This window comes from Pseudomonas sp. HP_08 (assembly GCF_055284095.1).
Genome location: NZ_JBTOQC010000023.1, coordinates 47485 through 74478 on the forward strand (window position 1 = coordinate 47485; position 26994 = coordinate 74478).

22 protein-coding genes are annotated in these 26994 nt (G+C 63.0%); 17 read left to right on the top strand and 5 right to left on the bottom strand.

What is annotated here, in order from left to right; genetic code table 11:
* The first annotated feature begins 111 nt into the window (after positions 1 to 111).
* On the top strand, positions 112 to 1020 hold the full coding sequence (locus tag ACYAS9_RS19040) for a LysR family transcriptional regulator (protein ID WP_463569802.1): 909 nt from the start codon (positions 112 to 114) through the stop codon (positions 1018 to 1020).
* Here the strand turns inward: ACYAS9_RS19040 and ACYAS9_RS19045 are convergent.
* Entirely contained in the window at positions 962 to 1900 is a 939-nt protein-coding gene (locus tag ACYAS9_RS19045; RefSeq protein WP_463569803.1) for a helix-turn-helix transcriptional regulator, read from the bottom strand. The two genes, ACYAS9_RS19040 and ACYAS9_RS19045, sit on opposite strands and share 59 nt — an antisense overlap.
* A 551-nt stretch (positions 1901 to 2451) precedes the next feature.
* Here ACYAS9_RS19045 and ACYAS9_RS19050 point away from each other — a divergent pair.
* The 4 genes from ACYAS9_RS19050 (at position 2452) to ACYAS9_RS19065 (ending at position 6637) form a co-directional block, all read left to right on the top strand.
* Positions 2452 to 3804 carry an MFS transporter gene (locus ACYAS9_RS19050; protein ID WP_463569804.1) on the top strand — a complete coding sequence of 451 codons (1353 nt, stop codon included), beginning with the start codon at positions 2452 to 2454 and terminating at the stop codon, positions 3802 to 3804.
* A gap of 111 nt (positions 3805 to 3915) precedes the next feature.
* A complete protein-coding gene (locus ACYAS9_RS19055; RefSeq protein WP_463569805.1) occupies positions 3916 to 4608 on the top strand; it encodes a fumarylacetoacetate hydrolase family protein in 693 nt (230 codons plus the stop codon).
* 38 nt (positions 4609 to 4646) lie between these two features.
* Positions 4647 to 5408 (top strand): SDR family oxidoreductase, encoded by a 762-nt coding sequence (locus ACYAS9_RS19060; protein ID WP_463569806.1) that lies wholly within the window; start codon positions 4647 to 4649, stop codon positions 5406 to 5408.
* 272 nt (positions 5409 to 5680) lie between these two features.
* Positions 5681 to 6637, top strand: a complete 957-nt coding sequence (locus ACYAS9_RS19065) for a 2-hydroxyacid dehydrogenase (RefSeq protein WP_463569807.1) — start codon at positions 5681 to 5683, stop codon at positions 6635 to 6637.
* A gap of 119 nt (positions 6638 to 6756) precedes the next feature.
* On the opposite strand, the gene ACYAS9_RS19070 is transcribed toward ACYAS9_RS19065, so the two are convergent.
* Together ACYAS9_RS19070 and ACYAS9_RS19075 are read right to left on the bottom strand one after the other, a co-directional pair.
* Positions 6757 to 7689: an RHS repeat-associated core domain-containing protein gene (locus tag ACYAS9_RS19070; protein ID WP_463569808.1), complete on the bottom strand. Its 933-nt coding sequence runs from the start codon at positions 7687 to 7689 to the stop codon at positions 6757 to 6759.
* A 105-nt stretch (positions 7690 to 7794) separates the two neighbouring features.
* Positions 7795 to 8874 carry an RHS repeat-associated core domain-containing protein gene (locus tag ACYAS9_RS19075; RefSeq protein WP_463569809.1) on the bottom strand — a complete coding sequence of 360 codons (1080 nt, stop codon included), beginning with the start codon at positions 8872 to 8874 and terminating at the stop codon, positions 7795 to 7797.
* A gap of 309 nt (positions 8875 to 9183) precedes the next feature.
* On the opposite strand from ACYAS9_RS19075, the gene ACYAS9_RS19080 reads away from it, so the two are divergent.
* The 12 genes from ACYAS9_RS19080 (at position 9184) to ACYAS9_RS19135 (ending at position 24454) form a co-directional block, all read left to right on the top strand.
* Entirely contained in the window at positions 9184 to 10827 is a 1644-nt protein-coding gene (locus tag ACYAS9_RS19080; protein ID WP_463569810.1) for an acetolactate synthase large subunit, read from the top strand.
* A gap of 254 nt (positions 10828 to 11081) precedes the next feature.
* The gene (locus ACYAS9_RS19085; RefSeq protein WP_463569811.1) at positions 11082 to 12029 is read left to right on the top strand and encodes a LysR family transcriptional regulator; all 948 of its coding nucleotides are present in this window, start codon (positions 11082 to 11084) and stop codon (positions 12027 to 12029) included.
* Positions 12030 to 12487: 458 nt separating this feature from the next.
* Complete coding sequence (locus ACYAS9_RS19090) at positions 12488 to 14962, top strand: TonB-dependent receptor plug domain-containing protein (RefSeq protein ID WP_463569812.1); 2475 nt, start codon at positions 12488 to 12490, stop codon at positions 14960 to 14962.
* A 189-nt stretch (positions 14963 to 15151) separates the two neighbouring features.
* Positions 15152 to 16612, top strand: coding sequence for an FAD-dependent oxidoreductase (locus ACYAS9_RS19095; protein ID WP_463569813.1), 1461 nt, complete (start codon positions 15152 to 15154; stop codon positions 16610 to 16612).
* Positions 16609 to 17583 carry an ABC transporter permease gene (locus ACYAS9_RS19100; RefSeq protein ID WP_463569814.1) on the top strand — a complete coding sequence of 325 codons (975 nt, stop codon included), beginning with the start codon at positions 16609 to 16611 and terminating at the stop codon, positions 17581 to 17583. Before ACYAS9_RS19095 ends, ACYAS9_RS19100 begins: the two co-directional genes overlap by 4 nt.
* Complete coding sequence (locus ACYAS9_RS19105; RefSeq protein ID WP_463569815.1) at positions 17580 to 18473, top strand: ABC transporter permease; 894 nt, start codon at positions 17580 to 17582, stop codon at positions 18471 to 18473. The genes ACYAS9_RS19100 and ACYAS9_RS19105 overlap by 4 nt, the downstream gene beginning before the upstream one ends.
* Positions 18470 to 19477: an ABC transporter ATP-binding protein gene (locus ACYAS9_RS19110; protein ID WP_463569816.1), complete on the top strand. Its 1008-nt coding sequence runs from the start codon at positions 18470 to 18472 to the stop codon at positions 19475 to 19477. The genes ACYAS9_RS19105 and ACYAS9_RS19110 overlap by 4 nt, the downstream gene beginning before the upstream one ends.
* Positions 19467 to 20474 carry an ABC transporter ATP-binding protein gene (locus ACYAS9_RS19115; RefSeq protein WP_463569817.1) on the top strand — a complete coding sequence of 336 codons (1008 nt, stop codon included), beginning with the start codon at positions 19467 to 19469 and terminating at the stop codon, positions 20472 to 20474. The genes ACYAS9_RS19110 and ACYAS9_RS19115 overlap by 11 nt, the downstream gene beginning before the upstream one ends.
* Before the next feature lie 14 nt (positions 20475 to 20488).
* On the top strand, positions 20489 to 22081 hold the full coding sequence (locus ACYAS9_RS19120; protein ID WP_463569818.1) for an ABC transporter substrate-binding protein: 1593 nt from the start codon (positions 20489 to 20491) through the stop codon (positions 22079 to 22081).
* Positions 22078 to 23349, top strand: a complete 1272-nt coding sequence (locus ACYAS9_RS19125; protein ID WP_463569819.1) for an acyl-CoA thioesterase/bile acid-CoA:amino acid N-acyltransferase family protein — start codon at positions 22078 to 22080, stop codon at positions 23347 to 23349. Before ACYAS9_RS19120 ends, ACYAS9_RS19125 begins: the two co-directional genes overlap by 4 nt.
* Entirely contained in the window at positions 23346 to 23858 is a 513-nt protein-coding gene (locus ACYAS9_RS19130) for a CMD domain-containing protein (protein ID WP_463569820.1), read from the top strand. Before ACYAS9_RS19125 ends, ACYAS9_RS19130 begins: the two co-directional genes overlap by 4 nt.
* Entirely contained in the window at positions 23855 to 24454 is a 600-nt protein-coding gene (locus ACYAS9_RS19135; protein WP_463569821.1) for a peroxidase-related enzyme, read from the top strand. Before ACYAS9_RS19130 ends, ACYAS9_RS19135 begins: the two co-directional genes overlap by 4 nt.
* Here the strand turns inward: ACYAS9_RS19135 and ACYAS9_RS19140 are convergent.
* Together ACYAS9_RS19140 and ACYAS9_RS19145 are read right to left on the bottom strand one after the other, a co-directional pair.
* Positions 24441 to 25256 (bottom strand): ABC transporter ATP-binding protein, encoded by an 816-nt coding sequence (locus tag ACYAS9_RS19140; protein WP_463569822.1) that lies wholly within the window; start codon positions 25254 to 25256, stop codon positions 24441 to 24443. The genes ACYAS9_RS19135 and ACYAS9_RS19140 overlap by 14 nt on opposite strands.
* Positions 25253 to 26848, bottom strand: a complete 1596-nt coding sequence (locus tag ACYAS9_RS19145) for an ABC transporter permease (protein WP_463569823.1) — start codon at positions 26846 to 26848, stop codon at positions 25253 to 25255. The genes ACYAS9_RS19140 and ACYAS9_RS19145 overlap by 4 nt, the downstream gene beginning before the upstream one ends.
* Between the last annotated feature and the right edge of the window lie 146 nt (positions 26849 to 26994).

Consider the following 26994-nt stretch of genomic DNA (forward strand, 5'->3'; position numbering starts at 1 on the left):
ATTGTCGTTGTAAAGGACTCTGAAGTGACGACAGCCTAGGAAAAACATCGATGCGCGTCTAACATCCATAGTGAATGTATCGATACAAGAATTGAATCGTGGAGCGGCCTTGTGGAATTGCACCAACTGCGTTGTTTCGTGATGGTCGCCGAAGAGCTGCACTTCGGCCGCGCGGCGCAACGGCTGTTCATGACCCAGCCGCCGCTGAGCCGGCAAATCCAGTTGCTGGAGCGTTCACTGGGCGTGCAGTTGCTCGATCGCAGCAACCGCCAGGTGCGCCTGACCGTGGCCGGCCGGCACTTTTTGCGTGATGCCCAACACCTGCTGGCCTACACCGAACAGGCCAGCGACAGCGCCCGGCGCCTGGCCAGTGGCGAGGCCGGGCAACTGGTGATCGGCTTTACCGCCGTCAGCGGTTACAACCTGGTGCCCGAATTGCTGAGCCGGGCAGGGCAGGTGCTGCCGGACATCGGTTTTGAACTGCACGAGATGGTCACCAGCGACCAGACCGAAGCACTGGCCGCCAACATGATCGACATCGGTTTTGTGCGCAGTGCCGAACCGCGCCAGGGCTGGAGTTATCAACTGGCCAGCCGCGAGCCGCTGATGGTGGTGATGCCTGCCGGACACCCGCTGGCCGAGCGCGCGCAACTGTCGGTCAAGGATCTGGTGCACCACCCGTTCGTGATGTACTCCGCCAAAGAAGGCCGCTATTTCTACGACTGCATCGTCGGCCTGTTCGCCAGCGCCGGCGTGTCGCCGCGCTACCTGTACTACCTCAAGCAGACCCACTCGATCCTCGGCCTGGTGCGCGCGGGTCTAGGCATCGCCATCGTCCCGGCCTCGGCCCGCGAGCTGTACATGGGCCACCTGCAATTTCGCCCGCTAGCCGACGCCCAGCCGACGGCCGACATGTACATGGTCTACCGCGACGACAACGACAACCCGGCCCTGCCACGCTTCATCGACATGGCTCGCCGATTTTTTGTGCCGTCTCCAGATCCAGCTGCTGGCGCCTGAACTGGCCCGGCGGCAATCCATGAATCTGCCTGAACCGCCGTGAAAAATACGCTTCGTCGGCAAATCCGCACAGCCGCGCCACTTCGCCCACCGGTTTGGTGCCATTGAGCAAATGGTTGCGCGCCGCATGCATGCGCCGCTCCAGCACCAGTTCGCTGAAGGTCTTGCCGATCTCCTTGCGCAGCCAGTGGGTCAGGTAGGTCGGTGACAGGTAGGTGGCGGCCGCCGCCTTGGTCAGGCTCAGGTCCGGGTCGTCCAGGTGTTTGCGCACGTATTCGGACATGCGCGTCAAGGCATCGCGGCGGCTGGCCTGGGCGGCATTGTTCTCGGCCAGTTGCTTGAGCGGCTCGGCATAGAGCATGCACACCTTGCCGATCATCTGCAGCAGCAGGCCCTTGATGATCTCGCGGGTGCCGAACTGGCGCTGCGGGTCGAGGTCGCGCATCTGCCGCACCAGCGCGCACACCTGATCGAAATCCTCTTGCTCGAGAATGAAATCCAGGTGCTCCTGAAAGCGAAACGGCGACAGCTCCGGCGCCAGCATGATCGACACTTCTTCGAGGTCCATCGGGTCGCACTGCAAGTGCGGCAGCAGAAAGGTCTGGGAGAAGTTGATGACCATGAAGTGGTTGTCGGCAGGGTGCGGGATCACGTGCATGCGGTGCGGCAGGATGAAGGCCAGTGCGTTGCGCGGAAAGGGCCGTTGCACGTTGCCGATGTGTTGGACCGTGTCGCCGCCCAGATTGACCTGAATCTGGAAATACTCATGCCGGTGCAGCCCGGTTTCGGCGCTGCGGGCCTTCTCGTCGCGAATGTAGAAGTCGGCGCGCTCACTGCGCTGCTGCATGCCGTAGGTCGGTACCCGGCTGGCTGACTGCATGTTCGTCTCCCTTTTTGTTCGATGGCGGCTGAGGGATGGTGAGGCGATTCTGTACAGCGGATCATTCTGTGGCAAGCGACGTACGATGACTTGAGTCTTGACCTGATCAAGGGCCATTTGGACGATGCAAGCTGCAGGTGCAAAAACCATAACCTGCGCCATTGATCATTAAAAGGCTCTGGAACAGGCTTTTTGACAGGTTTTACACGGTTTGTGAAGGCTGGGTAAAAACCGGATGTTTTTGGACAACCCGGATTAATCCTGTTTATCGGTGAAAAAACGTTCTAACCCATTCGTTGATTTTTAGCAGTCGTACGACCACCTTGATAAGCGTCGCAGAAGACATCGCCCAACAATAATCAAAAGGTGCTCGCACAATGACAATCCTCCTTCGCCCGTCCAGACCTCCCGACAGGTGCCTATCGAGTCCGCCCTTCAAAGGCTGATTCGACGCCCCATCCGATCCAGTACAGCACACGCCTTCCGCGCCCGGGAGGGCCGGTCCTGTTTTGCCTGAAAACCTCGATATCCCAAAAACAAAGAGGTCATCCATGTCGAGTCTTCCCAATTCCCAGGCTGCGTCTGTCGCCACCAGCGCCGTCCCCAATGAAGCCGCAGGCTCTGCCGTGCGGCTGCCCACCCGTCGACGCTGGTTCATGCTCAGCCTGTTGCTGATCGCGACGATCATCAACTATGTCGACCGGGTCAATATCTCCATCGCCGCGCCCTTCATGGCCAAGGACCTGGGGCTGGACAAGATCGAGATGGGCCTGATTTTTTCCGCCTTCGCCTGGACCTACGCACTGGCACTGGTGCCGGCTGGTTTCGTCGCCGACCGCTTCGGTTCAAGGCTGACCTACGGCGTGTCGCTGATCAGCTGGTCGGCGGTCACCGTCTGCCAGGGTCTGGCCAGCGGCTTCACTTCACTGTTCGGCCTGCGCCTGGCCGTCGGCGCCATGGAAGCCCCGGCGTTTCCGGCCAATAGCCGCGCGGTCACGGTCTGGTTCCCGGCGCGCGAGCGCGGCATGGCCAGCAGCATCTACGTGTGCGGCCAGTACCTGGGCACTGCGCTGTTCACCGGCCTGCTGCTGTGGCTGGCGACCACCTACGACTGGCGCCATGTGTTCTACAGCACCGGCGCGGTCGGCATCATTTTCGGCGTGGTCTGGCTGTTTCTGTACCGTGATCCGCTGAGCTGCAAGAAGGTCAGCAAAGAAGAACTCAAGTACATCGAAGATGGCGGCGGCCTGGTCAAAAGCAGCCAGGAACGCACCAAATTCAACTGGCGCCAGATTGCCGAGCTGTTCCGCTATCGCCAGGTCTGGGCGATCTGCATCGGCAAGTTCGCCAGCACCTCGGCGCTGTATTTCTTCCTGACCTGGTTCCCCACCTACCTGATCGAAGAGCGCCAGTTGACCACCATCAAGGTCGGCATCTTCGCGATCATGCCGTTCATTGGCGCGACCATCGGCATCCTGCTCGCCGGCGCGATCTCTGACCTGCTGATCCGTCGCGGCTTCAGCATGTCGTTTGCCCGCAAGCTGCCGCTGGTCGTCGGTTCGATGCTCGGCATGTCCATCGTGCTGGTCAACTTCACCGACTCCAACCTGGTGTGCATCGCGATCCTGACCATCGCGTTCTTCGCCCAGGGCATTGCCTCGTCGTCGTGGGCCGCCGTGTCGGAGATCGCACCCAAGGAACTGATCGGCCTGACCGGCGGCGTCACCAGCCTGGCGGCCAATATCGGCGGCATCGTCACCCCGATCGTGATCGGCGCCATCGTGCACTCCACCGGCAATTTTTCACTGGCCTTCTGGTTCATCGGTGCGGTGGCCTTGATGGGCACCTTGTCGTACTCGTTGCTGCTGGGCCGGCTGTACCGCATTCAGTTGCAGACTCGCTAAGTCGCCCGTTAAGTCCAAGGCAAAGCGGCTTTCGTCCAACTTTAAAGACGCAGACCGCTTTAGCCTGAACCCACATCAAGAACGTATATCCAGACCCCGAGCTTGCCGACCATGAACGATTTCGCCTTTACCCCCGTCCCGCAGCCCAGCCTGCCGATTGTCGGCAGCACCCAGCGTTTTCCGGTCAGCCGCGTGTTCTGCCTGGGTCGCAATTATCCCTGGAGCGACGCGCAAGGCCAGGCGCGCACCGTGCCGCTGTTCTTCATGAAACCGGCCACGTCGGTGATCGAGGCCGGCAGTGAAATTGCCTACCCGGTGCAGACCGATGAGTTCTGCCACGAGATCGAACTGGTGGTCGCCATCGGCACCGGCGGCGCCGACATCCCTGAAAGCCAGGCGCTGGAACACGTATGGGGCTATGCCGCCGGCCTGGACCTGACCCGTCGCGACCAGCAGCGCGCGGCCAAACAGGCCGGCATGCCATGGGAGGGCGCCAAGGCGTTCGACGGCTCGGCGCCGATCACCGCGATCCAGCCGGTCAGCAGCCAGGGCCATGCCGAGCACGGCGCCGTGTGGCTGAACGTCAACGGCACCGAACGCCAGCGCTCGCAACTGGAACGCCAGCTGTGGTCGGTGGCCGAAATCATCAGCCACCTGTCGCGCACCGTCACCCTGTTGCCGGGCGACCTGATCATGACCGGCACCCCCGAAGGCGTGGCCGCACTGGAGCCGGGCGATGTCATCAGCGCCGGCGTTGAAGGGGTCGGCAACATCGAAGTTCGCGTGGGCCAACGAGCGGCCTGAAACGCTCAATCAGACAGCGCATCAACAGGAGAACAACAATGTCCAACAAACCTTCGAAAATCGCCCTGGTCACCGGCGCCGGCAGTGGCATCGGCAAAGCCGTGGCCTTCGGCTTGCTGGAAGACGGCTACACCGTAGTGCTGGCCGGCCGGCGCCTGGAGCCTTTGCTCAGCGTCGCCGAAGAAGCTGCCGGCAAAGGCTGGCAGGCCATGCCGGTGGTCACCGATGTGCGCGACCCGGTCAGCGTCAAGGCGCTGTTTGCCACCGTCGAGGAGCGCTTCGGTCGTCTCGATGTGATCTTCAACAACGCTGGCGTCAACGCCCCGGCCGTACCGGTCGATGAACTGCCGCTGGAAACCTGGGACAACGTCATCGCCACCAACGTCAACGGCGTGTTCCTGTGCTGCCGCGAAGCCTTCGGCCTGATGCGCCGCCAGCAGCCGCAAGGCGGGCGCATCATCAACAACGGCTCGATTTCAGCCCACTCGCCACGCCCGTTCACCTCACCCTACACCGCCAGCAAACACGCGGTACTGGGCCTGACCAAAGCCCTGGCGCTGGACGGTCGTGAATTCGACATCGCCGTCAGCCAGATCGACATCGGCAACGCCCTGACCGAACTGTCCGAGCGCATGACCCGCGGCGTGCGCCAGGCCAACGGCCAGATCGCTGTCGAGCCAATGGTCGACGTCCAGCACATCGCCGATGCCGTGCGCTACATCGCAGGGCTGCCGCTGTCGGCCAACGTCCTGAACATGACCGTCATGGCCACCAAAATGCCCTTCGTCGGCCGCGGCTAACAGTATCGACACACCCGTAGGAGCGCGCTTGCCCGCGACCGGCTGCGTTAGCAGTCGTAAATTTTCAGCGTGTCCAAAATTTTGCGAGCGCTAGCGCACTCGGTGGCCGGCCCCCCCCCCCGCCGCCCGGCCCGCGCGCCCCCCCCCCCCTGCCCCCCCCCCCCCCCCCCTACACCCCCCCCCCCACCCCCGGCCCCCCCCCCCCCCCCCCCCCCCCCCCCCCCCCCCCGCTCCTACAAGGCCAATAAAAATTCCGCCCCCAGAGGTGAATCATGAAACCCGAAGTCCTGCAGCTCAGCCCGATCCTTATTCCGCAGATCCGCGAGCGCCTCGAAGAACTGTTTGTCATCCGCCCTTATTACCAACAAGCCGACAAGGCCGCGTACCTCGCCGAACACGGCCCTAACATCCGTGGCGTGATCACCGGCGGCCACACCGGCATCACCCGCGCCGTGCTGTCGCAACTGCCGCGCGTTGAAGTCGTCGCCGTCAACGGCGTCGGCACCGATGCCGTGGACCTGGCCTACTGCCGCGACCTGGGCATTCACGTCACCGCGACCATCGGCGCGCTGACCGAAGACGTCGCCGACCTGGCCATCGGCTTGCTGATCTCGGCCTGCCGTGGCCTGTGCACCAGCGACCGCTATGTGCGCAGCGGTGAATGGCAACACAGCCCGACACCGCTGGCGCCGCTGCCACTGGCGCGGCAATTCAGCGGCATGCGCATCGGCATCGTCGGCCTGGGGCGCGTCGGTCGCGCCGTCGCCACCCGTGCAGCGGCCTTCGGTTGCCCGATCAGCTACACCGACCTGCAACCGCTGGCGGATGTGGATTACCGTTTCGTCGCCGACATCACCGAACTGGCCCGCGACAGCGACGCGCTGATCCTGGCGGCGGCTGCCGACGGCGGTAAAGCCATCGTCGACGCCCAAGTGCTGGACGCGCTGGGCGAGGAGGGCTACCTGATCAACGTGGCCCGCGGCAAGCTGATCAACGAAGACGACCTGGTCGCCGCCCTCAAGGCCGGCAAGATTGCCGGCGCCGGCCTGGATGTATTCGTCGATGAACCGCGCGTGCCCGAAGTGCTGTTCGACAACGAAACCGTGGTCCTGCAACCGCACCGTGCCAGCGCCACCGTACAGACCCGCACACGCATGGGCGAAATGGTGATTTCCAGTCTGGTGGATACGTTTGCCGGGCGTAAGCCCAATGCGTGTGTGACGGGCTGAGGCGAAGGATTATAAGGACAACCCGGTCATTATCGGAGGAGCGGGGTCGCTCCTCCCACAATGTCAATGCGGAGCGTGTTCAAATTCCCAGAGTCAATTTAAGGGTGATCTTGTTCTTGCTATGGCTGCAATGGGTGCCTTCTGATCTTTTTTTGGTTCGATATACCTTTCGGTTGCCTTGGCTCACTGAAAAACCAAGGCCTTGGTGCCTCATTGACATAGTCATAGGCTCTCTTGGACGCAGGCGTTGAGGGTATTTCAGGCGTTGAGATTCGTGGTGGGATTCGTGGTGGTAAAGGGGGAGGCTGGAGAGAAGCATTGATTGACGCGTTCGTAGGCAAACTAGAGGGCGGCAATGCTTCGGCAACCTTGGCGGTGCGAGCGCCCAAGACATACTTGACGGCTTGGATAAAGGGTTCGTCATTGACCGGATTTGTAGCGTGTTTGGCTTTTGACGCCATCTTGAACGCGGCCTGCAATTGTTTGGGCCGTTTGTACAGAAGCACGGCAAGCCTTATGCCCATATGACCCGATGTGTCAGTCTTATTCACCGGATCCCCTACACAATACGCATACGCATTCAATCCACCCTCACCAAACGGACTCAAACTGTCCGGGCTGTTGAACCGCATCAATACCGGGTTGAACGCCCGATAACCATTTCCCAGCAGATAATGCCCGGTCACCGGATCAAGTCTTTCGTTATTGAAGCCCGGCAGGTGCAAGGGTGCTTGAGTCGGGCTGCGTGTGCCATAAGGCATATAGCCAAACGCTTGAGATTGATCGCCGCCCAGTGCGTGGACCACAGAGCCTGGCGCGTCAGTGGCGAGCAATACATATTCGTTCTTGCCAGCCTCTGACTGCCTTTGCGCCAGAAGCTGATCTTGTGCCCGCAACCATGAGGTGTGGAGTGAGCTCTGGATTTCGGTGGTTAGCTTGTCCTGGCGATAAAAACAGCGCGTGTCGGCTTGTCCGAGGGGTAAACAACTGGCCAGACGATCAAGTGGATCGTAATGGTAGCGGCACAACGGTTCGGGTTTTGGGAGGACCATGATCGGATTCCTTGAGCGGGGCCTTTGTGCTCAGGTTCTGCCTTTATGATGTGGCAGATCTGATAGGTAGTCGGGTCGTTATCGTAACGCTGCCCCCCCGCGCGCTCATGTGTTCCCTATCCGAATGGCCACCATTCTGTCGGACGCTGAGCGTGTTTCACCGGAAGGTTGCACTATGACGGGGGATGAAGGTTTTTTGGATTTGATAACGCCCTTGTACTGGAGGTTGTTGCCGCCGTGTCGGGTTATTTTGCTCGACCCATTCTTGATAAGGTTGTTGATGTGGTCGGCGGAAACGCTTGAGTAGGAAAGTCCTTCATACGCGATGACCGGTTTTTTAAGCAGATTTGCAAACTGCTGGGCAAACGAAGACGGTCCTTTTGCTGAAAGACATATCATCAAGTGGGCTTGGTCGTACTGGCTGAAATCAATACCTGCATCCGTCGCCATCGTATACAGGTCTTGGGGCTTGTGGCGCACACCACTGAGCATCAACGCGTGATAGCCCTCTCTCATTTCGGCAGAAGCGTGTGCCTGGAACGTGATGATTTTCAGCTGCTTGGGCGACTCTTCGAAGCTGATCAGCCCACCCTTGATCAACTTGAATGGCGTCGTGGACGAAGTGTCACCCAACAGCAATTTTATGAACTGAAACATATGCCCGCTCGAATCCACCCGATTCACCGGATCGCCCACACAATACGCATACGCATTCAATCCACCCTCCCCAAACGGACTCAAACTGTCCGGGCTGTTGAACCGCATCAACACGGGATTGAAAGCCCGATAACCATTGCCCAACAGATAGTGCCCGGTCACCGGGTCGCATCGTTCGCCATTGAAGCCCGGCAGGTGCAGCGGCGCTTGAATCGGGGCCCGTGTGCCGTAAGGCGTATAGCCAAACGCTTGCGGCTGATCGGCGCCAAGGACATGGATCACCGAACCTGGCGCATCAGTGGCAATCAATACACGCTCACTCTTGCCTGCCTCTTGCTGCCACTGCGCCAGAAGCTGGTCTCGCGCCTCCAGCCGTGATGTCCCGATCTGTCCCTGAATTTCAGTGGTCAGCCTGTTCAGGCGATAGAAACAGCGCGTGTCGGCTTGTCCGAGGGGTAAACAACTGGCCAGACGATCAAGTGGATCGTAATGGTAGCGGCACAACGGTTCGGGTTTTGGGAGGACCATGATCGGATTCCTTGAGCGGGGCCTTTGTGCTCAGGTTCATCCTTTATTGCGGTTGTGCCTACTGTCAGAAGTGACAGGTTTTTTGGCAAATTTCCGACTGCGCTCTGTACATGCAGGCGCTTGCGCAACGCATACGGTGTCTTTGCATATCCCGCACTGGTCAAAACCGCTTATCAGTTGGCCCGTGCGCTGTTACTTTCTGTGTCGGGGGCGCGTCTACGCTCCCAGACGCTGTGAAACCCCGGCACGCTTGCCGGCAGTCGTCTCACAGCGTCTGCTTATCTAACCAACCTAGTGATGAGGAGCATCATGGCCAAGGCCGCCGACGTGGTAGTGCAATGTCTGGAGAATGAAGGCGTCGAGTACGTTTTCGGTATTCCCGGTGAAGAGAACCTCGACTTGCTCGAGTCCCTGCGCAAGTCGCAGATCAAGCTGGTGCTGACCCGCCACGAGCAGTCCGCTGGCTTCATGGCCGCCACCTATGGCCGTCTGACCGGCAAGACCGGCGTCAGCCTGTCGACCCTGGGCCCCGGTGCCACCAACCTGGTGACCGCAGGCGCCTATGCATACCTGGGTGGTATGCCGATGTTGATGATCACCGGCCAAAAGCCGATCAAGAAATCCAAGCAGGGCCGCTTCCAGATCCTGGATGTGGTCGGCATGATGCAGCCTCTGACCAAGTACACCCATCAGTTGGCATCCGCGGACAACATCCCGTCCCGCGTGCGTGAGGCCTTCCGCCTCGCCGAAGAAGAAAAACCCGGTGCCGTGCACCTGGAGCTGCCAGAAGACATCGCCGCCGAACAGACCGACGCGCTGCCGATCCCGCGCAGCGTGCACCGTCGTCCGCTGGCCGAGCACAAGTCGATCGAGGCCGCTGTTGCCAAGCTCAAGACTGCGCGCAGCCCGATCCTGGTGATCGGTGCCGGTGCCAACCGCAAGATGACCGCCAAGGTTCTCAAGCAACTGATCGACCAGACCGGTATTCCGTTTGTCACTACGCAAATGGGTAAAGGCGTTGTGGATGAGCGTCACCCGCGCTTCCTCGGTAACGCTGCGCTGTCGTCCGGTGACTTCGTGCACCGCGCCGTCGAAGCTGCCGACCTGATCATCAACATCGGCCACGACGTGATCGAGAAGCCGCCGTTCTTCATGGTCCGTGGCGGCACCGAAGTGATCCACATCAGCTTCCGCTCTGCTGAAGTCGATGCGGTGTACTTCCCGCAGATCGAAGTGATCGGCGACATCGCCAACGCCGTATGGCAGATCGGTGAAGCGCTGGAGGGCGTCTCGCATTGGGACTTCACCCGCCTGCTGGCCATCCGTGAAGCCAACGAAGCACAGATCGCCGAAGGCGCCGACGATAACCGTTTCCCGGTCTATCCACAGCGTCTGGTCGCCGACATCCGTCGCGCGCTGCCGTCCGAAGGCATCGTGGCGCTGGACAACGGTATCTACAAGATCTGGTTCGCCCGTAACTACAAGGCACACAAGCCCAACACCGTACTGCTCGACAACGCCCTGGCGACCATGGGCGCAGGCTTGCCGTCGGCCATGGCTTCGCACCTGGTGTACCCGGACCGTCCAGTGATCTCGGTGTGCGGTGACGGCGGCTTCATGATGAACAGCCAGGAGCTGGAAACGGCCGTTCGCCTGAAGATGAACCTGACCGTGGTGATCCTGCGCGACGACGGCTACGGCATGATCCGCTGGAAGCAAGCCAACATGGGCTTCACCGATTTCGGCCTGGACTACGGCAACCCTGACTTCGTCAAATACGCCGAAGCCTACGGTGCCTATGGCCACCGCGTCGAAAGCGCCGAAGGCTTCCTGCCGCTGCTGGAAAAATGCATCAGCACCCCGGGCGTACACGTGATCGACTGCCCGGTCGATTACAGCGAAAACGACCGTATCCTCAACACCGAACTGCGCGAGCGCAGTCTGGCTGTTTAAGGCTGTCATATGGCCAATGTCGATCGGCAAAGGCAGATTTCATACATCTTTGTTTGAAATCAAATCCGTAGGAGCGAGCGTCTGCTCGCGAAAGGGTCGGTAAAGCCAACACATTTGTGCTGACGTTACCGCAGCATTCGCGAGCTTGCGCTCGCTCCTACGGGACCGTCTGCTCCTTACGCACCCCCGTGCGATGAGCAATACAAACCTGTACGCTCGCGCCTTTGTCGATTCCCCATCGAAAAGGAGCTCATGTGGACCTGCGTCAACTCGAAGCCTTTGCCGCCGTGATGTCGGCCGGCAGTGTCACTGGCGCCGGGCAGATGCTCGGGCGTTCCCAGCCGACCATTACTCGCCAGATTCAAGAACTTGAACAGGAACTGGGCTTTGCCCTGTTCGAGCGCAGTGGCCCGAAAGTCACGCCTACCCAGAAAGCCTTCCAGATGACCGCCGAGGTCGAAAGTGCCCTGCAGGGCTTTCGCCATGTGCACCAGCGTGCGCTGAACATTGCCCGCGACGAAAACCGCAGCCTGCGTCTGGTGGCCACTCCGGCCCTGGCCGTCGGTCTGTTGCCGCCGGCGCTGGCGGGGTTGCCCGAGCACCTGCGTGCGCAACAGTTGCAGATTCACAGCCTGTCGCCGGAAGCGGCGGTGCAGGCGGTGCTGTCGAAAACCTTCGATCTGGGCGTGATCAGCCTGCCGCTGGAACACCGTGGCCTGGAGCTGCACTGGATCGGTGAGGCGCCTTGCGTGGCGGTGCTGCCCGAAGACAGCCCGCTGGCCGAGCACCCGGTGCTGGGCATGGCGCAACTGGCCGAACAGACCCTGATCAGCATCTCCAACCCGTTCCGCTTTCGTCGGCGCATCAACAAGGCCTTTGAAAATGCAGGCCTTGAGCCGCAGCACATTCTCGACACCAACACCTCGCTGATCGCCATACAAATGGCCCGCGCAGGCCTGGGCGTCGCGCTGGTCGACCCGTTCACCGCCTACGGCGTGCCGCTGCAAGGCGTGGTCGTGCGTTCGATCGAGTCGAGCATCCCATTCTATTTCGGCCTGGTGTCAGCCTATGCCAGCCCGCTGTCCGAAGTCGCCCGCGCACTGGTCGACAGTTTGCAGGTGTCATCGCAGGCCTTGTTGCCCGGCATGACGCTGCACCCCGCCAGCCGTCACGACGTGCTGATGCAGGCGATCTACGCGTAGGACTGATGCCGATCAGTCAAGGCACAACACCGCCTCGTAGGAGTGAGCGCCAGCTCGCGAATGCTGCAGTACAAATACAGCGAATGTGCCGGTTTTACGGGCCCTTTCGCGAGCTTTACGCTCACTCTTACGTATTTGGTGCCAGACGAAACATCGGCGAAGCAGGCACCACCGATTCGCGCCACTCGCGGCTAAAGCGGATCGCCACCCGGCCGCTCCTGCGAGGGGCCTGCTAGCACCTCATATCTCCATATCGAATATCCATAGAATTTCTAATTTCTTGTGGCGATAAAAATCGCCCCTTAGTATTTGCATACCAAATTCAACGGCTTTAAATATTCAAAAAATGGATTGTATGGCTCGCACAACAATCCAGACACGCGGGCATCCAGCCGACCTCGGCAAATCGCCGCACTGCCAGATTCACTTTTCACGGCGACTTGTCGGAGGGGATGTTCATGCACGTAAAGTTTTCAAAGGTCTCGGCGCCCGCGCTGTTGACCCTCGCCGGGCTGTACTGGACGGGCACTGCACACGCAGCGCCGCAGGGCAGTGAAGAAACCACTCAGTTGCAGACCGTGGTCTCGGTGGGTAACCGTGGCGTGGAGCGCACTGTCGCTGAAAGCGCGGTGCCTATCGATGTGATCGGCGGCCAGGACCTGGAAAAGCAGGGCGCCAGCGTCAGCCTGCGCGATGCACTGGCCAACCTGTTGCCATCGTTCAACGTCGCCAAAGTCACCGGCGGCGCCTACAGCAACGTCGCCCGCGCGGCCGGCTTGCGCGGGCTGGGCGGCGGTTATGTGCTGGTGCTGGTTAACGGCAAGCGCCGCCATGGCGGCTCGGTGGCCTCGGAAAACTCGGTACTGATCGAAGGCTGGAACCCGGCCGACCTCGACCTGATTCCGGTCGCGGCGGTAGACCGTGTCGAAGTGCTGCGCGACGGTGCGGCGGCGCAGTATGGTTCTGACGCGATTGCCGGGGTGATCAACATCATCCTCAAAAAAGACAGCAGCGGCGGCAGCGCCACCACGCTGGCCGGGCGTCGTTCCGGCTACCACGGCGTGGGTTCCAACGGCGAGACCTACCAGCAGAGCATCAACAAGGGTTTCGAGCTGCCCAATGGCGGCTTCTTCAACTTCACCCTCGACGCCAAGAACCAGGACAGCACCAAGCGTTCCGCCGAGGCCACCGGCAGCTTCTACTACCCGGTCAACGGCCAGCCCGACCCGCGTGAGAACACCGTCGAGCGCCGCAGCTTCGGCGGCGGCCTGCCGGAAATCGAGCAGTACAACCTGGCCTACAACGCCGAGCTGCCGCTGACCGACGACACCTCGCTGTACTCGTTCAGCACCCTGGGCAAACAGGATGCGCTGGTGTCGATCGGCTTTCGCCGGCCCAACTCCAACACCATCGTCAACGAGCTGTACCCCGATGGCGTGGCGCCGAACTTCACCTTCGAAAGCCTCGACTACCAGACCGTGGTCGGCGCGCGCGGCAAGGACGTGGCCGGCTGGGACTGGGACCTGAGCACCTCGTACAGCCGCAACAAGCAAAAGCAACTGACCGACAAGAACCTCAACCCGTCGCTGGGCACCTCAAGCCCGACCGACTTCTGGTTGCAGACCAACACCTTCGATCAGTGGACCACCAACCTGGACCTCAACCGCACGCTGGACATCGGCCTGCGCAATCCGCTGACCTTCGCCACCGGCCTTGAGCACCGCTTCGAGCACTACCGCACCGAATCCGGCGACCCGGAGTCGTACAGCAACGGCGGCTATACCTACCCGGTCGGTCATCCGCGTGCCGGTCAGCAAGCGGCCATCGGCGCACTGGGCAACTACCTGCTGCTGCCCGAAGACGAAGTCGACCTGCGCCGCAGCAACAGCGCCGCCTATGTCGACCTGGGCCTGGACGTCACTGACAAGTGGTTCATCGGTGCGGCAGGGCGCTTCGAGCATTACACCGACAGCTCGGGCAATACCTGGAACGGCAAGCTTTCGACCCGTTATGCGTTCACCCCGGAACTGGCCGCACGCGGTGCGCTGAGCACCGGTTTCGTCGCGCCGTCGATGGTCCAGCAGGGCTACGCCAAGACCGGTCTGGGCCGGCGCACCATCGGCAACGAAACCCGCGACATCATGATCAAGCGCGTACAGCCTGACTCGGCGATCGGTATCGCGCTGGGCGCCGAAGACCTGGAACCGGTGCGCTCGCAAAGCCTGTCGGCCGGCCTGACCTGGAACCCGGTGAAGAACCTCAATGTGTCGCTGGACGCCTACCTGATCGACCTTGAAGACCGCATTGCACTGATCAGCCCGCTGCAAGGCGCGGCCGTCGACCGCATTCTGGCCTCCTACGGTTTCTCGCATGTGCAGCAGGTGCAGTACTACGCCAACGCCTTCGACACCCGCACCCGCGGCGTCGATCTGGTAGTCGACTACACCCAGCACCTGGGCGAATTCGGCCGCCTGCGCTGGAACCTGGGCGCCAACTGGAACAAGGCGACCATCACCGACCAGAAAGACAACCCGGCACAATTGCAAAGCCTGGGCCTGTCGCGCTTTGATCGTACCGAGCTGGGCGGCATCACCGACCTGACCCCGAAAACCAAGTTCCTGCTGGGCCTGAACTGGCAAGTCGGCGACTGGGATGCCGGCGTGCGCACCACCCGTTACGGCGAAGTCAAAAAGCTGGGCAGCTCAAGCGGCGGCGTCGACGAACGCTTCGGCGCCAAGTGGATCACCGACGTGGATGTCGGCTACCAGATCACCGACAACGTGCGCGTCTCGCTGGGGGCCGACAACGTATTTAACGTCTATCCCGACAAGCACACCGTGGTCGATGTTTCCGGCGGCTCGTACTACTCGTCGATCTCACCGTTTGGCTCGTACGGCGCGTTTTACTACAGCCGTCTGAACATCGATTTCTGATTCCACGCTTTCGAACGCTACACATAGAACCCTGTAGGAGCGAGCGTAGAGCTCGCGAAGAGGCCGGCATGACCGAAGTTTTTATATCGACTGATCGGCAGCATTCGCGAGCTTAAGGGGGCGGCCATCCGCCTCACTCCTACGAACGAGGTGATTTCAGTTAATTTTCATTTCTATCGAGACTGCACAATGCCTGACACCCATACCCCTATCGGCCTGCCTGCTCTGGAAGCACGCTTGCGCGAAGATCTGGAATGGCTCGGCCTCCCCGCACACCCCTGGGTCAAGACCCATCGCCATCACGACACCGACCTGCTGGACGTGGCGATCATCGGCGCTGGCATGGCCGGCATGGCCGCTGCCGCCGAGCTGCATCACCTGGGCGTGCGCACCGTGCTGTTCGATCAGTCCGAACAAGGCTTTGAAGGACCGTGGGCGACGACGGCGCGCATGCAAACGCTGCGTTCGCCCAAACAACTCGCCGGCCCCGCACTGGGCCTGCCGGCGCTGACCTTTCGCGCCTGGTTTCAGGCGCTTTTCGGTCTTGAACAATGGCAGGCGCTGGACAAGATCCCGCGCCTGCAATGGGCCGAGTACCTGCGCTGGTATCGCCAGGTGCTCAAGCTCGATGTGCGCAACCAGCACCGCATTGCCAGCGTGCAACCGACCGCCGAAGGTTTTGTGCGCTTGCTCATAGACACCCCTGATGGCCGCGTCGAGCAACTGGCGCGTCATGTGATTCTGGCCACCGGCCGCGATGGCATGGGCGGGCCGTGGGTGCCGGAGCTGGCGCACAAGCTGCCGCGCCAGTACTGGGCGCACTCGGCCGACGGCCTGCAAGACGCCTGGTTCACCGGCAAGCGCGTGGCGGTGATTGGCGGCGGCGCCTCGGCGATGGACGCAGCCGGTACGGCACTGGAAGCCGGCGCGACGTCGGTTGACCTGCTGGTGCGCCGGCGTGAATTGCCGCGCATCAACAAGGGCAAGGGCGCCGGCAATCCGGGCATGACCCACGGTTACTGGCGCCTGCCGGATGCCTGGAAGTGGCGCATCCGCGAATACCTCAACACCCAGCAAACCCCGCCGCCGCGTGGCAGCACCTTGCGCGTGGCGCGGCATGCCAATGCCCGCTTGCTGCTCGACAACGCCCTGGAGGCGGTCGAACTCGACAGCCACGGCCAGTTGCAAGTGCGCACCTCGCAAGCCAACCTGACCTATGACTTCATCGTGTTTGCCACCGGCTTTCGCAGCGATCTGGACAAACGCCCGGAGTTCGCCCCGTTCGCCGCGCACATCCGCAAGTGGTCAGAGCGCTTCCCGCTGCCGGCCGAGCATCAGAACAGTGAAACCGCGCAGTTGCCCGACCTCGGCCCGCTGTTCGAATTCCTCCCGCGTACCCCCGGAGCCTGTCCGGGCCTGGAGCGCATTCATTGCTTCAACTACCCGGCGGCGCTGACCTACGGCGGCGTTTCGGGCGACATTCCGGCAATCAGCGACGGCGCCAAACGCATCGCCCAGGCGCTGGCCGGGCAACTGTTCAATGAAGACATCGAGGCGCACTTCTGCGACATGCAGCACTACGCCGAACCCGAGTTGATCGGTGACGAATGGCTCGCCGGCAGCCTGCGCGCCGAGGAACGCCGCCCATGACCGGCTGGCTGCTGCGCCGCGTGGGCCAGGCGTTTCTGGTGCTGGTGTTGATGTCGCTGATCGTGTTCATCGGCCTCAATGCCATCGGCAACCCGCTGGACATTCTGATCGGTGAAGACCTCAACCAGGCCGAACGCGCAGCGGCCATCGCCCGGCTGGGCCTGGACCAGCCGCTGTGGCAGCAATACCTGCACTTTGTTCGCGGCGCGCTGGACGGTCATCTAGGCAAAAGTTACGTGCATCACGAAGACGCCCTGCAACTGGTGCTGCACCGCTTGCCGGCCACCATCGAGCTGGCGATCAGTGCGTTGCTGCTGGCGGTGTTCGTCGGCGTGCCGCTGGGCCTGTTTGCCGGTCTGTACCCGGAGCATCCGTTTTCGCGGCTGTTGATGGCGACCAGCATCATCGGTTTCTCGCTGCCCTCGTTCTGGGTGGCGTTGATGCTGGTATTGCTGTTCTCGGTGCACCTGGGCTGGGTGCCGGCCAGCGGTCGCGGGGATACCCGCGAGTTGTTCGGTATCCAGTGGTCATGGCTGACGCTGGATGGCCTGCATCACTTGCTGCTGCCGGCGCTGAACCTGGCGCTGTTCAAGGTCTCGCTGATCCTGCGCCTGACCCGCGCCGGGGTGCGTGAAGTGCTGCCGCAGGACTTTGTGCGGTTTGCCCGGGCCAAGGGCCTGTCGCCGCTGCGCGTGGTGGTCATGCACGTGCTGCGCAACACGCTGATTCCGCTGGTCACCGTACTGGGTCTTGAGCTGGGATCGACCATCGCTTACGCGGTGGTCACCGAAAACATCTTTGCCTGGCCCGGTTCCGGCAAGTTGATCCTGGACAGCATCAACAGCCTGGACCGCCCGGTGGTGGTGGCTTACCTGATGGTCGTGGTGGTGATTTTCGTCACCCTCAACCTGATCGTCGACGTTCTGTACCGCGTGCTTGACCCGCGGGTTCGCCTGGAGGCCGCGCGATGAGCCGTGCCGTTTTGATTGTTTCGCCCTGGCAACGTGCTGCCGGCGATTTCCTGCGGGCGCCATCGGCGTGGCTGGGCCTGGTGCTGTTGCTGGGCATCGTCCTGCTGGCGGTGCTGGCGCCGTGGGTCACCCCGCAAAACCCTTATGACCTGCTGCAACTGGACGTGCTCGACGCGCGCCTGGCACCGGGCAGCGAAAGCTCCAGCGGCGGCTTCACCTATTGGCTGGGCACCGACGGCCAGGGCCGCGACCTGTACTCGGCGATTGCCTACGGGTTGCGCATCAGCCTGGTGGTGGGCCTGGGCTCGGCGCTGATTGCGGCGGTGGTCGGCACCGTGATCGGCCTGATCGCCGCCTATGCCGGCGGCTGGGTCGATGCACTGCTGATGCGCCTGGTCGATCTGTTGCTGTCGTTCCCCGGCATCCTCATGGCGCTGATGATCCTGGCCTGGCTGGGCAAGGGCGTCGGCAACGTGATGCTCACTCTGGTGGTGCTGGAATGGGCCTATTACGCACGCACCGCGCGTGGCCAGGCGCTGGTCGAAAGCGGTCGTGAATACGTCGAGGCCGCACGCGGGCAGGGCATCAACCGTTCGCGGATTCTGCTCGGGCACATTCTGCCTAACTGCCTGCCGCCGCTGATCGTCATCGGCGCCTTGCAGATCGCCCGCGCCATCACCCTGGAGGCGACCCTGTCGTTTCTTGGCCTCGGCGTGCCGATCACTGAGCCGTCGCTGGGCCTGCTGATCGCCAACGGCTTTCAGTTCATGCTCGGCGACGAGTACTGGATCAGTGTGTTTCCGGGGCTGGCGCTGCTGCTGACCATTGTCGCCATCAACCTGGTGGGTGACCGCCTGCGCGATGTGCTCAACCCGAGGCTGCAATCATGAGCGCATCCCCAGTGACGCCGTTGACCCTTGAAGTGCGCAACCTCAGCGCCGGTTTCCAGACCCGCGAAGGCCTGCTGCCCGCGGTGCGCGACCTGTCGCTGCGCCTGGCGCCGGGGCGCATTCTGGGCCTGGTCGGCGAGTCCGGCTCGGGTAAATCGGTCACCGGTTTCTCGATCATCGGCCTGCTCGACAAGCCGGGGCGCATCAGTGCCGGCGAGATCATCTTTCAGGGCCGCGACCTGCGCAGCCTCAAGGCCCGTGAGCTGCGCGCGCTGCAAGGCAACCGGCTGGCGATGATCTTCCAGGACCCGATGATGACCCTCAACCCGGTGCTGCGCGTCGACACGCAGATGATCGAAGCGGTGCGTGCGCATCAACCGGTCAGCCAGGCCGAAGCGCGCGAACTGGCGCGTTCGACGCTGGCCTCGATGGGCATCGCCAGCCCTGAAGAGCGGCTGCGTGCTTATCCGCATCAATTGTCGGGCGGCATGCGCCAGCGCGTGGCGATTGCCATTGCGCTGTTGCATCGCCCGGACCTGATCATCGCCGATGAACCGACCACCGCGCTGGACGTGACCATTCAGGCGCAGATCCTCGCCGAGGTGCAAACCCTGGTGCGCGAGCAGGGCACCGCGCTGGTGTGGATCACCCACGATTTGTCGGTGGTCGCAGGCCTGGCCGATGAAGTGGCGGTGATGTACGCCGGGCGCATCGTCGAGCAGGGACCGGTCGACGCCTTGCTCGACGACCCGCTTCACCCATACACCCAAGGCCTGATCGACAGCCTGCCGAGCCGTAACCGGCGCGGCGAGCGCTTGCGGCAGATTCCCGGCATGGCGCCGTCGCTGGGCAACCTGCCGCCCGGTTGCGCCTTCGCCCCGCGTTGCCCGCGTGCCAGTGAGGTCTGCCGCGAAGAACCGCCGCTGCGCACACTCGACCATGGCCGCAGCGTGCGTTGCTTCCATCCCGGCAGCCGATCCGAGGAGCTTGTTCATGCTCAATGAAACCCCCTTGATCGAGCTGCAAAAGATCAGCAAGGAGTTCGGCGCCCAGCCACCGGGCGTCGTCGGCCGTGCGCTGCAACGCTTCGGCCTGAGCCGTGCCGTGCCGGTGACCCGCGCCGTGGACAGCGTCGACGTGCACATCCGCCGCGGTGAAGTGGTGGGCCTGGTCGGTGAGTCCGGCTGTGGCAAATCCACCCTGGCCCGCATCGCTGCCGGCCTGTCATCCGGCACCCGTGGCCGGGTGCTGTTCGAAGGCCGCGAGCTGGACAGCCTGCCGTATGCCGAGCGCCAGGCGGCGCGGCTGAAGGTGCAGATGATCTTTCAGGACCCGTATTCGAGCCTTAACCCGCGCTTGCGTATCGACCGCATCGTTGGCGAAGGCGCACGTTTGCACGGCCTGACGGATTCTGCCGGTTTCGACGATTACGTCAGCGCCCAGATGCAACGCGCAGGCCTCGATCCGGCGCTGCGCCTGCGCTACCCGCACCAGTTCAGCGGCGGCCAGCGCCAGCGCATCGGCATCGCCCGTGCCCTGGCGGTGCAGCCGCAAGTGCTGGTGTGCGATGAGTCGGTGGCGGCGCTGGACGTGTCGATCCAGGCGCAGATTCTCAACCTGTTCATGGACCTGCGCGAGCAACTGGGCCTGACCTATCTGTTCATCAGCCACGACCTGGGCGTGGTCGAGCACCTCTGTGATCGCGTGGTGGTGATGTACCTGGGCCGGGTCGTGGAGCAAGCCACGGTGGATGACCTGTTTGCCCGGCCCAATCACCCGTACACCCAGGCACTGCTGGCGCAGATTCCGCGTTTTGAAACCCGGCGCAGCCAGTACACGCCGATCAAGGGCGAGATGCCCAGCCCGCTGGCGCCGCCGTCGGGTTGTCATTTTCACCCCCGTTGTCCGTACGCCAGCGCGCGCTGCCGCGAACAGGCGCCACCGTTGCAAGAAATAGCGCCGGGGCACTTCAGCGCTTGCCATCTCAACCACGAACTTTGAACGAGGAAACGTCCTTGAAACCATTGCTGACGAGTGCGCTGACCCTGGCCCTGCTGGCCGCCGGCGCTGCCATGACCGCTGCTGCCAACGCCGATGAAGCCAACAAGACCCTGCGTATCGCTTATGCGGACCCTGTGTCTTCGCTGGACCCGCAACTGAACAACCACGCCGGCGATCGCTCGATCGCCCTGCATGTCTTCGAGTCCTTGCTGGAGCGTCGCGACGACGGCAACCATCCGGGCCTGGCGAAAAGCTGGGAGCGGGTCGACGACCTGACCTGGCGCTTTCACCTGCGCGACGACGTGAAGTGGCAGGACGGCCAGCCGTTCAGCGCCGATGACGTGGTGTTCTCGCTGGAGCGCGCGCGCAATGTGCCCGGCAGCGTGGCCTCGTACGCCGCAGGCCTGCGCACCGTGGCTTCGGTCAAGGCGCTGGATGCCCACACCGTCGAGATCAAGACCAACGTGCCCAACCCGTTGCTGGTCGCCAACGTCGACGCGACCTATCTGGTCAGCCGCCACGCCGGCGCCAACGCCAACAGCGAAGACTACGGCAGCGGCAAGGCGGCCATCGGCACCGGCCAGTACACGCTGGTATCGTTCAGCCAGGGCGACCGTGCGCTGTTTGCGCGCAACGAAAACTACTGGGGGCCAAAGCCTGCGTGGGCCAAGGTCGATTACCGCTACATTCCCAACCCGGCCGGGCGCACCGCCGCGCTGCTGGCGGGTGACGTCGATGTGATCGACAAGGTCTCGCCCAGTGACGTGCAGAAACTCAATAAAACCCCCGGCGTGAAAGTCTTCGCCTATCCGGGACTGCGCGCGCTGATCATTCAGCCGAGCTTTCGTGAAGGCCCCAGCGAGTTCATTCGCGACAACAACGGCAAGCCGCTGGCGCAAAACCCGCTGCGCGACGTGAAGGTGCGCCAGGCGCTGTCGCTGGCGATCAACCGCAAGGCGATTGTCGAGCGCATTCTGCAAAACACCGTGACCGAGGCCAACCAGTGGATGCCGGCCGACACCATCGGCTACAACCCCGAGGTCAAAAACATCCCGTTCGACGCCAAGCGCGCCAAGGAACTGCTGGCCGAAGCCGGTTACCCGGAAGGCTTCCAGTTGAGCGTGCACGTGCCCGGCGACCGCTACCCGCTGGCGCCTGAGTCGATGCAGGCCGTGGCGCAGTTCTGGGCGCGCATCGGCGTGAAAGTCGACCTGCAAGTGGTGCCGTGGTCGGTGTATTCCAGCCGCGCCAACAAGAACGAGTTCGCGGTCAGCGTGATTGCCTGGGGCAACGGCACCGGCGAAGCCAGCTACGGCCTGACCAACATCCTCGCCACCGCCGATGCCGCCAAGGGCCTGGGCATGTCCAACTGGGGCCGCTACAGCAACCCGCAAGTCGACCAGGACCTGGACAAGGCCACCGTGGAATTCGACGACGCCAAGCGCGCCGCCATCCTGCGTGACTCGGTCAAGCGCGTCAGCGACGACGTCGGCATCCTGCCGCTGTTCCACTACCAGAACATCTGGGCCGCGCGTGATGGCCTGAACGTGGTGCCATGGGTCAGCGACCGCACCGCCGCCCTGATGGTGACAGAGGGAAAGCCATGACCCGACTCACGGTCAGCCCGGCCGACGGCCTGCTGGATGAGCCTCGGCACATTCGGCTCGAAGGTCTGACGCCCGGCCAGCCGCTGACCCTGACCAGCCGCACCCTGCGCGGGCGCGAGCAGGCTTGGGTCAGCCAGGCGCAGTTCATCGCCGATGCCCAGGGCACCGTCGACCTGCAACGCGATGCGCCGGTGGCCGGCGATTATCAGGGTGTCAGCCCGCTGGGTTTGTTATGGAGCCAGCACCCGGAGCCGCTTTCTGGAAAAAGCCAGGGCGGCAGCGTGTTCCCGGCCGACCTGCTGCAACCGTTGCAGACCCGCATTGATGTGCAGGGCAGCGACGTGTCCGCCATCCTGACCCAGCGCCTGGCAGGCGAGGGCGTGACCCGCCGCGAGGTGCGTGAAGACGGGCTGGTCGGCACGCTGTTTCTGCCGGCAGGTGCAGGTCCGCACCCGGCGGTGATCGTACTTAACGGCTCCGGCGGCGGCATCAACGAACCGCGCGCGGCGCTCTACGCTTCACGTGGCTATGCCGCGCTGGCGCTGGGGTATTTCAAGGCGCCGGGGCTGTCGGACTACATCTCCAATACACCGCTGGAATACTTCGAGCGCGGCCTGGACTGGGTGCGCCGCGAGGTCAAGCCTGCGCATGATTTTGTCGCCCTCAGCGGCCAGTCGCGTGGCGGTGAGCTGGTGCTGCTGCTCGGCAGCCTGTTCCCCGACAAGGTCTCGGCGGTCATCGGCTATGTGCCCAGCGCGCTGGTGCATGGCGGCCAGGCGGCGGCGGACCCTGCGGTCGGTCGCGACGGCCCGGCCTGGCTGTATCAGGGCAAACCGCTGGTGCACCTGTGGAACAACAACCGCACCGCCAACTGGAGCGCCCGCGACGCCGGGCAGCGCAATGCGCTGTCGATGCTCACCGCGCTGGACGACCCGCAAGCCGTGGAGCGCGCGCGCATTGCGGTAGAAAACATCAAGGGCCCGGTGATTCTGCTGTCGGCCGGCGACGATGCCGCGTGGCCGTCCAGCCTGTTTTCACGCATGGTCGTCGAGCGCCTGAGCGTCCATCGGCATGCCTGGCCGGTCAAGCAACTGGACTTCCCGCTGGCGGGGCACAGCATTCTGCTGCCATTTATCCCCACCACCCCCAATCAGGACGGCACGCCCGCCGCCAATAGCGACGCCAACGAGCAATCCTGGCAAGGCGTGCGCCAATTCCTGCACGACGCCGTGGCCGCACGCCAGGCCACTCTGGAGAAACACCCATGACTTCATCCTCCGTCGACCTGATCGACCGCCTGGTGCTGAGCCCCGACAGTCATCTGCGCGACCTGCGCCAGGCGCGCAGCAAAGTCACCTTGGCCACCCAGGGCAGCCACGACGCGCTGTTCGCCGCCGACCTGAGCGGCGACTTGAGCGTCACCACCCGTTTGCTGGTCGCGCTGTATGGCGCCAGCCTGAGCCGTCAGCCGCAACTGGTCGAATATTACCGCGAGCGCCTGCTGGCCCTTGAGGTGCCTGCCGAACACGTGAACGCGGTACAGCAGGACGACCTGAGCCGCATCGACGATGCCCGATTGCGCACCGTACTGGCTTACACCCGCACCTTGATCCTGGCACCCAGAGAAGGCGACCGCGCTGCACTGGACGGTTTGCGCGCCGCAGGCCTGAGCCCGCTGGACGTGGTGACGCTGGGGCAACTCATCGCCTTCATTTCTTATCAGGTTCGCCTGGTCGCCGGCCTCGCCGCGCTGCAAGCCACTGGAGCCGCACAATGAGCCAGATCATCCGCGACAACGGCTTCACCAATGAAACCCTGGGCTGGAAATCCTGGCTGCCGATCGTCAATCCGGAACAGGCAACGGCCCAGCAACAGGAAGTGCTCAAGGAAAGCCACCCCAAGGCCTTGACCAGCGAGTACTACCTGACCCTGATCCACCAGCCCGAAGTGCTGCGCCAGCGCTCGCTGGTGTTCAACGCCATCATGTACGCCCCCGGCGGCCTGCCGCGCGCCGAGCGCGAGCTGGCCAGCACCGTGGTCTCGCGGGTCAACCACTGTGTGTACTGCGCCTCGGTGCATGCCCAGCGCTTCGAGCAACTGGCCAAGCGTAATGAGGTGATTGCGCAGGTGTTTGCCGACCCCGAAACCGCCGGTGACAGCGAGCGTGAACGGGCGATTATCCGCTTCACGATTGACCTGACGCTGGAGCCGGGTGCGACCGCGCCTGAGCATATTTTGCCGCTGCGCGAGGCCGGCTTGAACGACGGTGAGATTCTCGACCTGATCCAGGCCGTGGCGATTTTTGCCTGGGCCAACCGGTTGATGCTGAACCTGGGTGAACCGGTGTTTGAGGCTGACTCTACAACGCAATAAACGCCGGATGCAGGCCCCGGATATGCTCGGTCACCGGCGGCACATATTGCTCGTCGCTGGTCAGTTCATGCAGCAGTTCTTCGCGCAGTTGATGAAAGTCGAACTGGCTGCGCTGGCGCGGGTGCGGCAGGTCGATGTCGACCACGCGCTTGATGCGGCCGGGGCGCGGTTCCATGACCACCACGCGGTCGGCGAGAAAGATCGCTTCTTCGACGTCGTGGGTGACCAGCACGGTGGTGATCTTTGCCCGTTCGCGGATCGACAGCAGTTCGTTTTGCATCTGCTGGCGGGTCAGCGCGTCAAGCGCGCCGAACGGTTCGTCGAGCAGCAAAATGCGTGGGCTGGCCACCAGACCGCGGGCGATGGCCACGCGCTGCGCCATGCCGCCGGACAATTGGTGCGGGTAGGCGCGGGTGAAGTCTTTCAAGCCCACCAGATCGATGAAATCAGCGATGCGCTGTTGCTTCTGCGCGGCGCTCAACGGCTCGTTGACCAGGCCCAGGCCGATGTTGTCGTGCACGGTCAGCCACGGAAACAGGCGGTGTTCCTGAAAGACGATGCCGCGCTCGCTGCCAATGCCTTCGACCTGTTTGCCGTCGACGCGAATCTCGCCGCGAAACGCGGTGTCCAGGCCGATCAGCAGGCGCAGCAGGGTGGACTTGCCGCAGCCGCTGGAGCCGACGATTGCGACGAATTCACCTTCGGCGATCTCCAGGTTGAACTCCTTGATCGCCTCGATCTGGCCGCCGTCGACCTCGAAGACCTTGCCGACATGGGTGAAGCTGACGATAGGTTGAGTCATGCGTGTCTCCAGCGCGTGGCGCGCGCTTCGATGCGTTGTCCGAGGTGGTTGAGCAGGGCGCCGGTCAGGCCGACCAGCAGCATGCCGCTCATGATCACGTCCATGCGCAGCAGTTGTTGGGCGCCGATCATCAGGCTGCCGATGCCGCCGTTGGACGGCATGAAGTATTCCGAACCGATGGTGCCCAGCCAGGCGTAGATCAGGCTCAGGCGCAGGCCACCGAAGATGCCCGGTGCCGCGCCCGGCAGCACCAGCCGGCCCAGGCGTTGCAGCGGGTTCAGGCGCAATACGCGGGCAGCTTCGGCCAGTTGCGGCGACTGGTGCGCGACGCTGCGCTGGGTGGCGATGTACAGCGGAAAGAACGCCGCAAACGACACGAACACCCACTTGGCCGGCTCGCCCAGGCCGAACCAGGCGGTCAGCAGCGGCACCCAGGCGAAGATCGCGATTTGCCGCAATGCACCAAGACTCGGGCCGAACAGCCGCTCGGCGCGCCGCGAAAGACCCAGCAGCAGGCCGACGCTGAAACCGGCCAGGCCGCCGAGCAAGAGGCCGCCCAGGGTGCGGCTCAGGCTCATCAACATGGCGTCGGGCAGGCTGCCATCGGCAAGCCCGGTCCAGGTGGTGTGCAGCACCAGCAGCGGCGACACCAGAATTTGCCGGTCGACCCACTGCAACTGGTACGCGGCCTGCCACAGCGCCAGCAGGGCGAACGGCAGGTACCAGGCGGTCAGGCGCTGCCAGCCGCGTTGTGCAGAACCCCGGTTCAGTTGCGCCGTCGGCGGGTGCGGCCAGTGCACCAGCTTGCGGTCGGCCCAGCCGATGGCCTGGTCCATGCTCACGCCGATCACACCAATCACCGCGATGCACACGAACACGATGTCGAGCATGAACAACTGTCGCGCCCAGACCATCAGGTAACCGATGCCTTCGCTGGAGGCCAGCAGCTCGACCGCCAGCAGCGACGACCAGCCGGCCGACAGTGCCAGACGCACGCCAGCCATGAACGAGGGCAGGGCGGCGGGCAGAATCAGTCGGCGGATCAGCAAGGGTCTGGGCAGGCGCAACACGGCAGCGGCTTCACGCAGGCGCGGCTGGGCATCACGCACCCCGACCAGCGTGTGCAGGGTTACCGGCACCACCACGGCCTTGAGCAGCACCACCAGCTTGAGCACTTCACCGATGCCGAAAAACACCATGAACAGCGGAATCCAGGCCAGCGTGGGAATCTGCGCCAAAGCGCTGAAGGTCGGCAGCACCAGGCGCTCGGCGCGCGGGCTGTAACCCAGCCAGGCGCCGAGCAACGCGCCACTGCCGATACCGGCCAACAGACCCAGCGCCAGACGTTGCAGGCTGATACCGAGGTTGACCCAGATCTCGCCGCTGCCCAGCTCCAGCGCGCTCTGCCACACCAGTGCAGGCTCGGGCAGGATTTGCTCGCTCATCCAGTGCTCACGGCTGGCGATCCACCACAGGGCAAAGATCAGGATCGGCACATACCAGGCCTGCAAGCGCGTGGCCAATGCGGGCCAGCGGCGGCCGGGCGGACGCAAGGCGGCGTTCGGCAAATTGAGGATCGAATCACGGGGCATTGACAGTCTCCGTTGGTAGCGGCTGGCGCTACAAACCAAATCGCATTTACTTATTCTTTATGGATATATAAATGATGTATTTGTTGATTTAAAAGGATAAGGCCGCCATTAAATCCTGATTGCGAATTGCAGCCAATGCATTCACA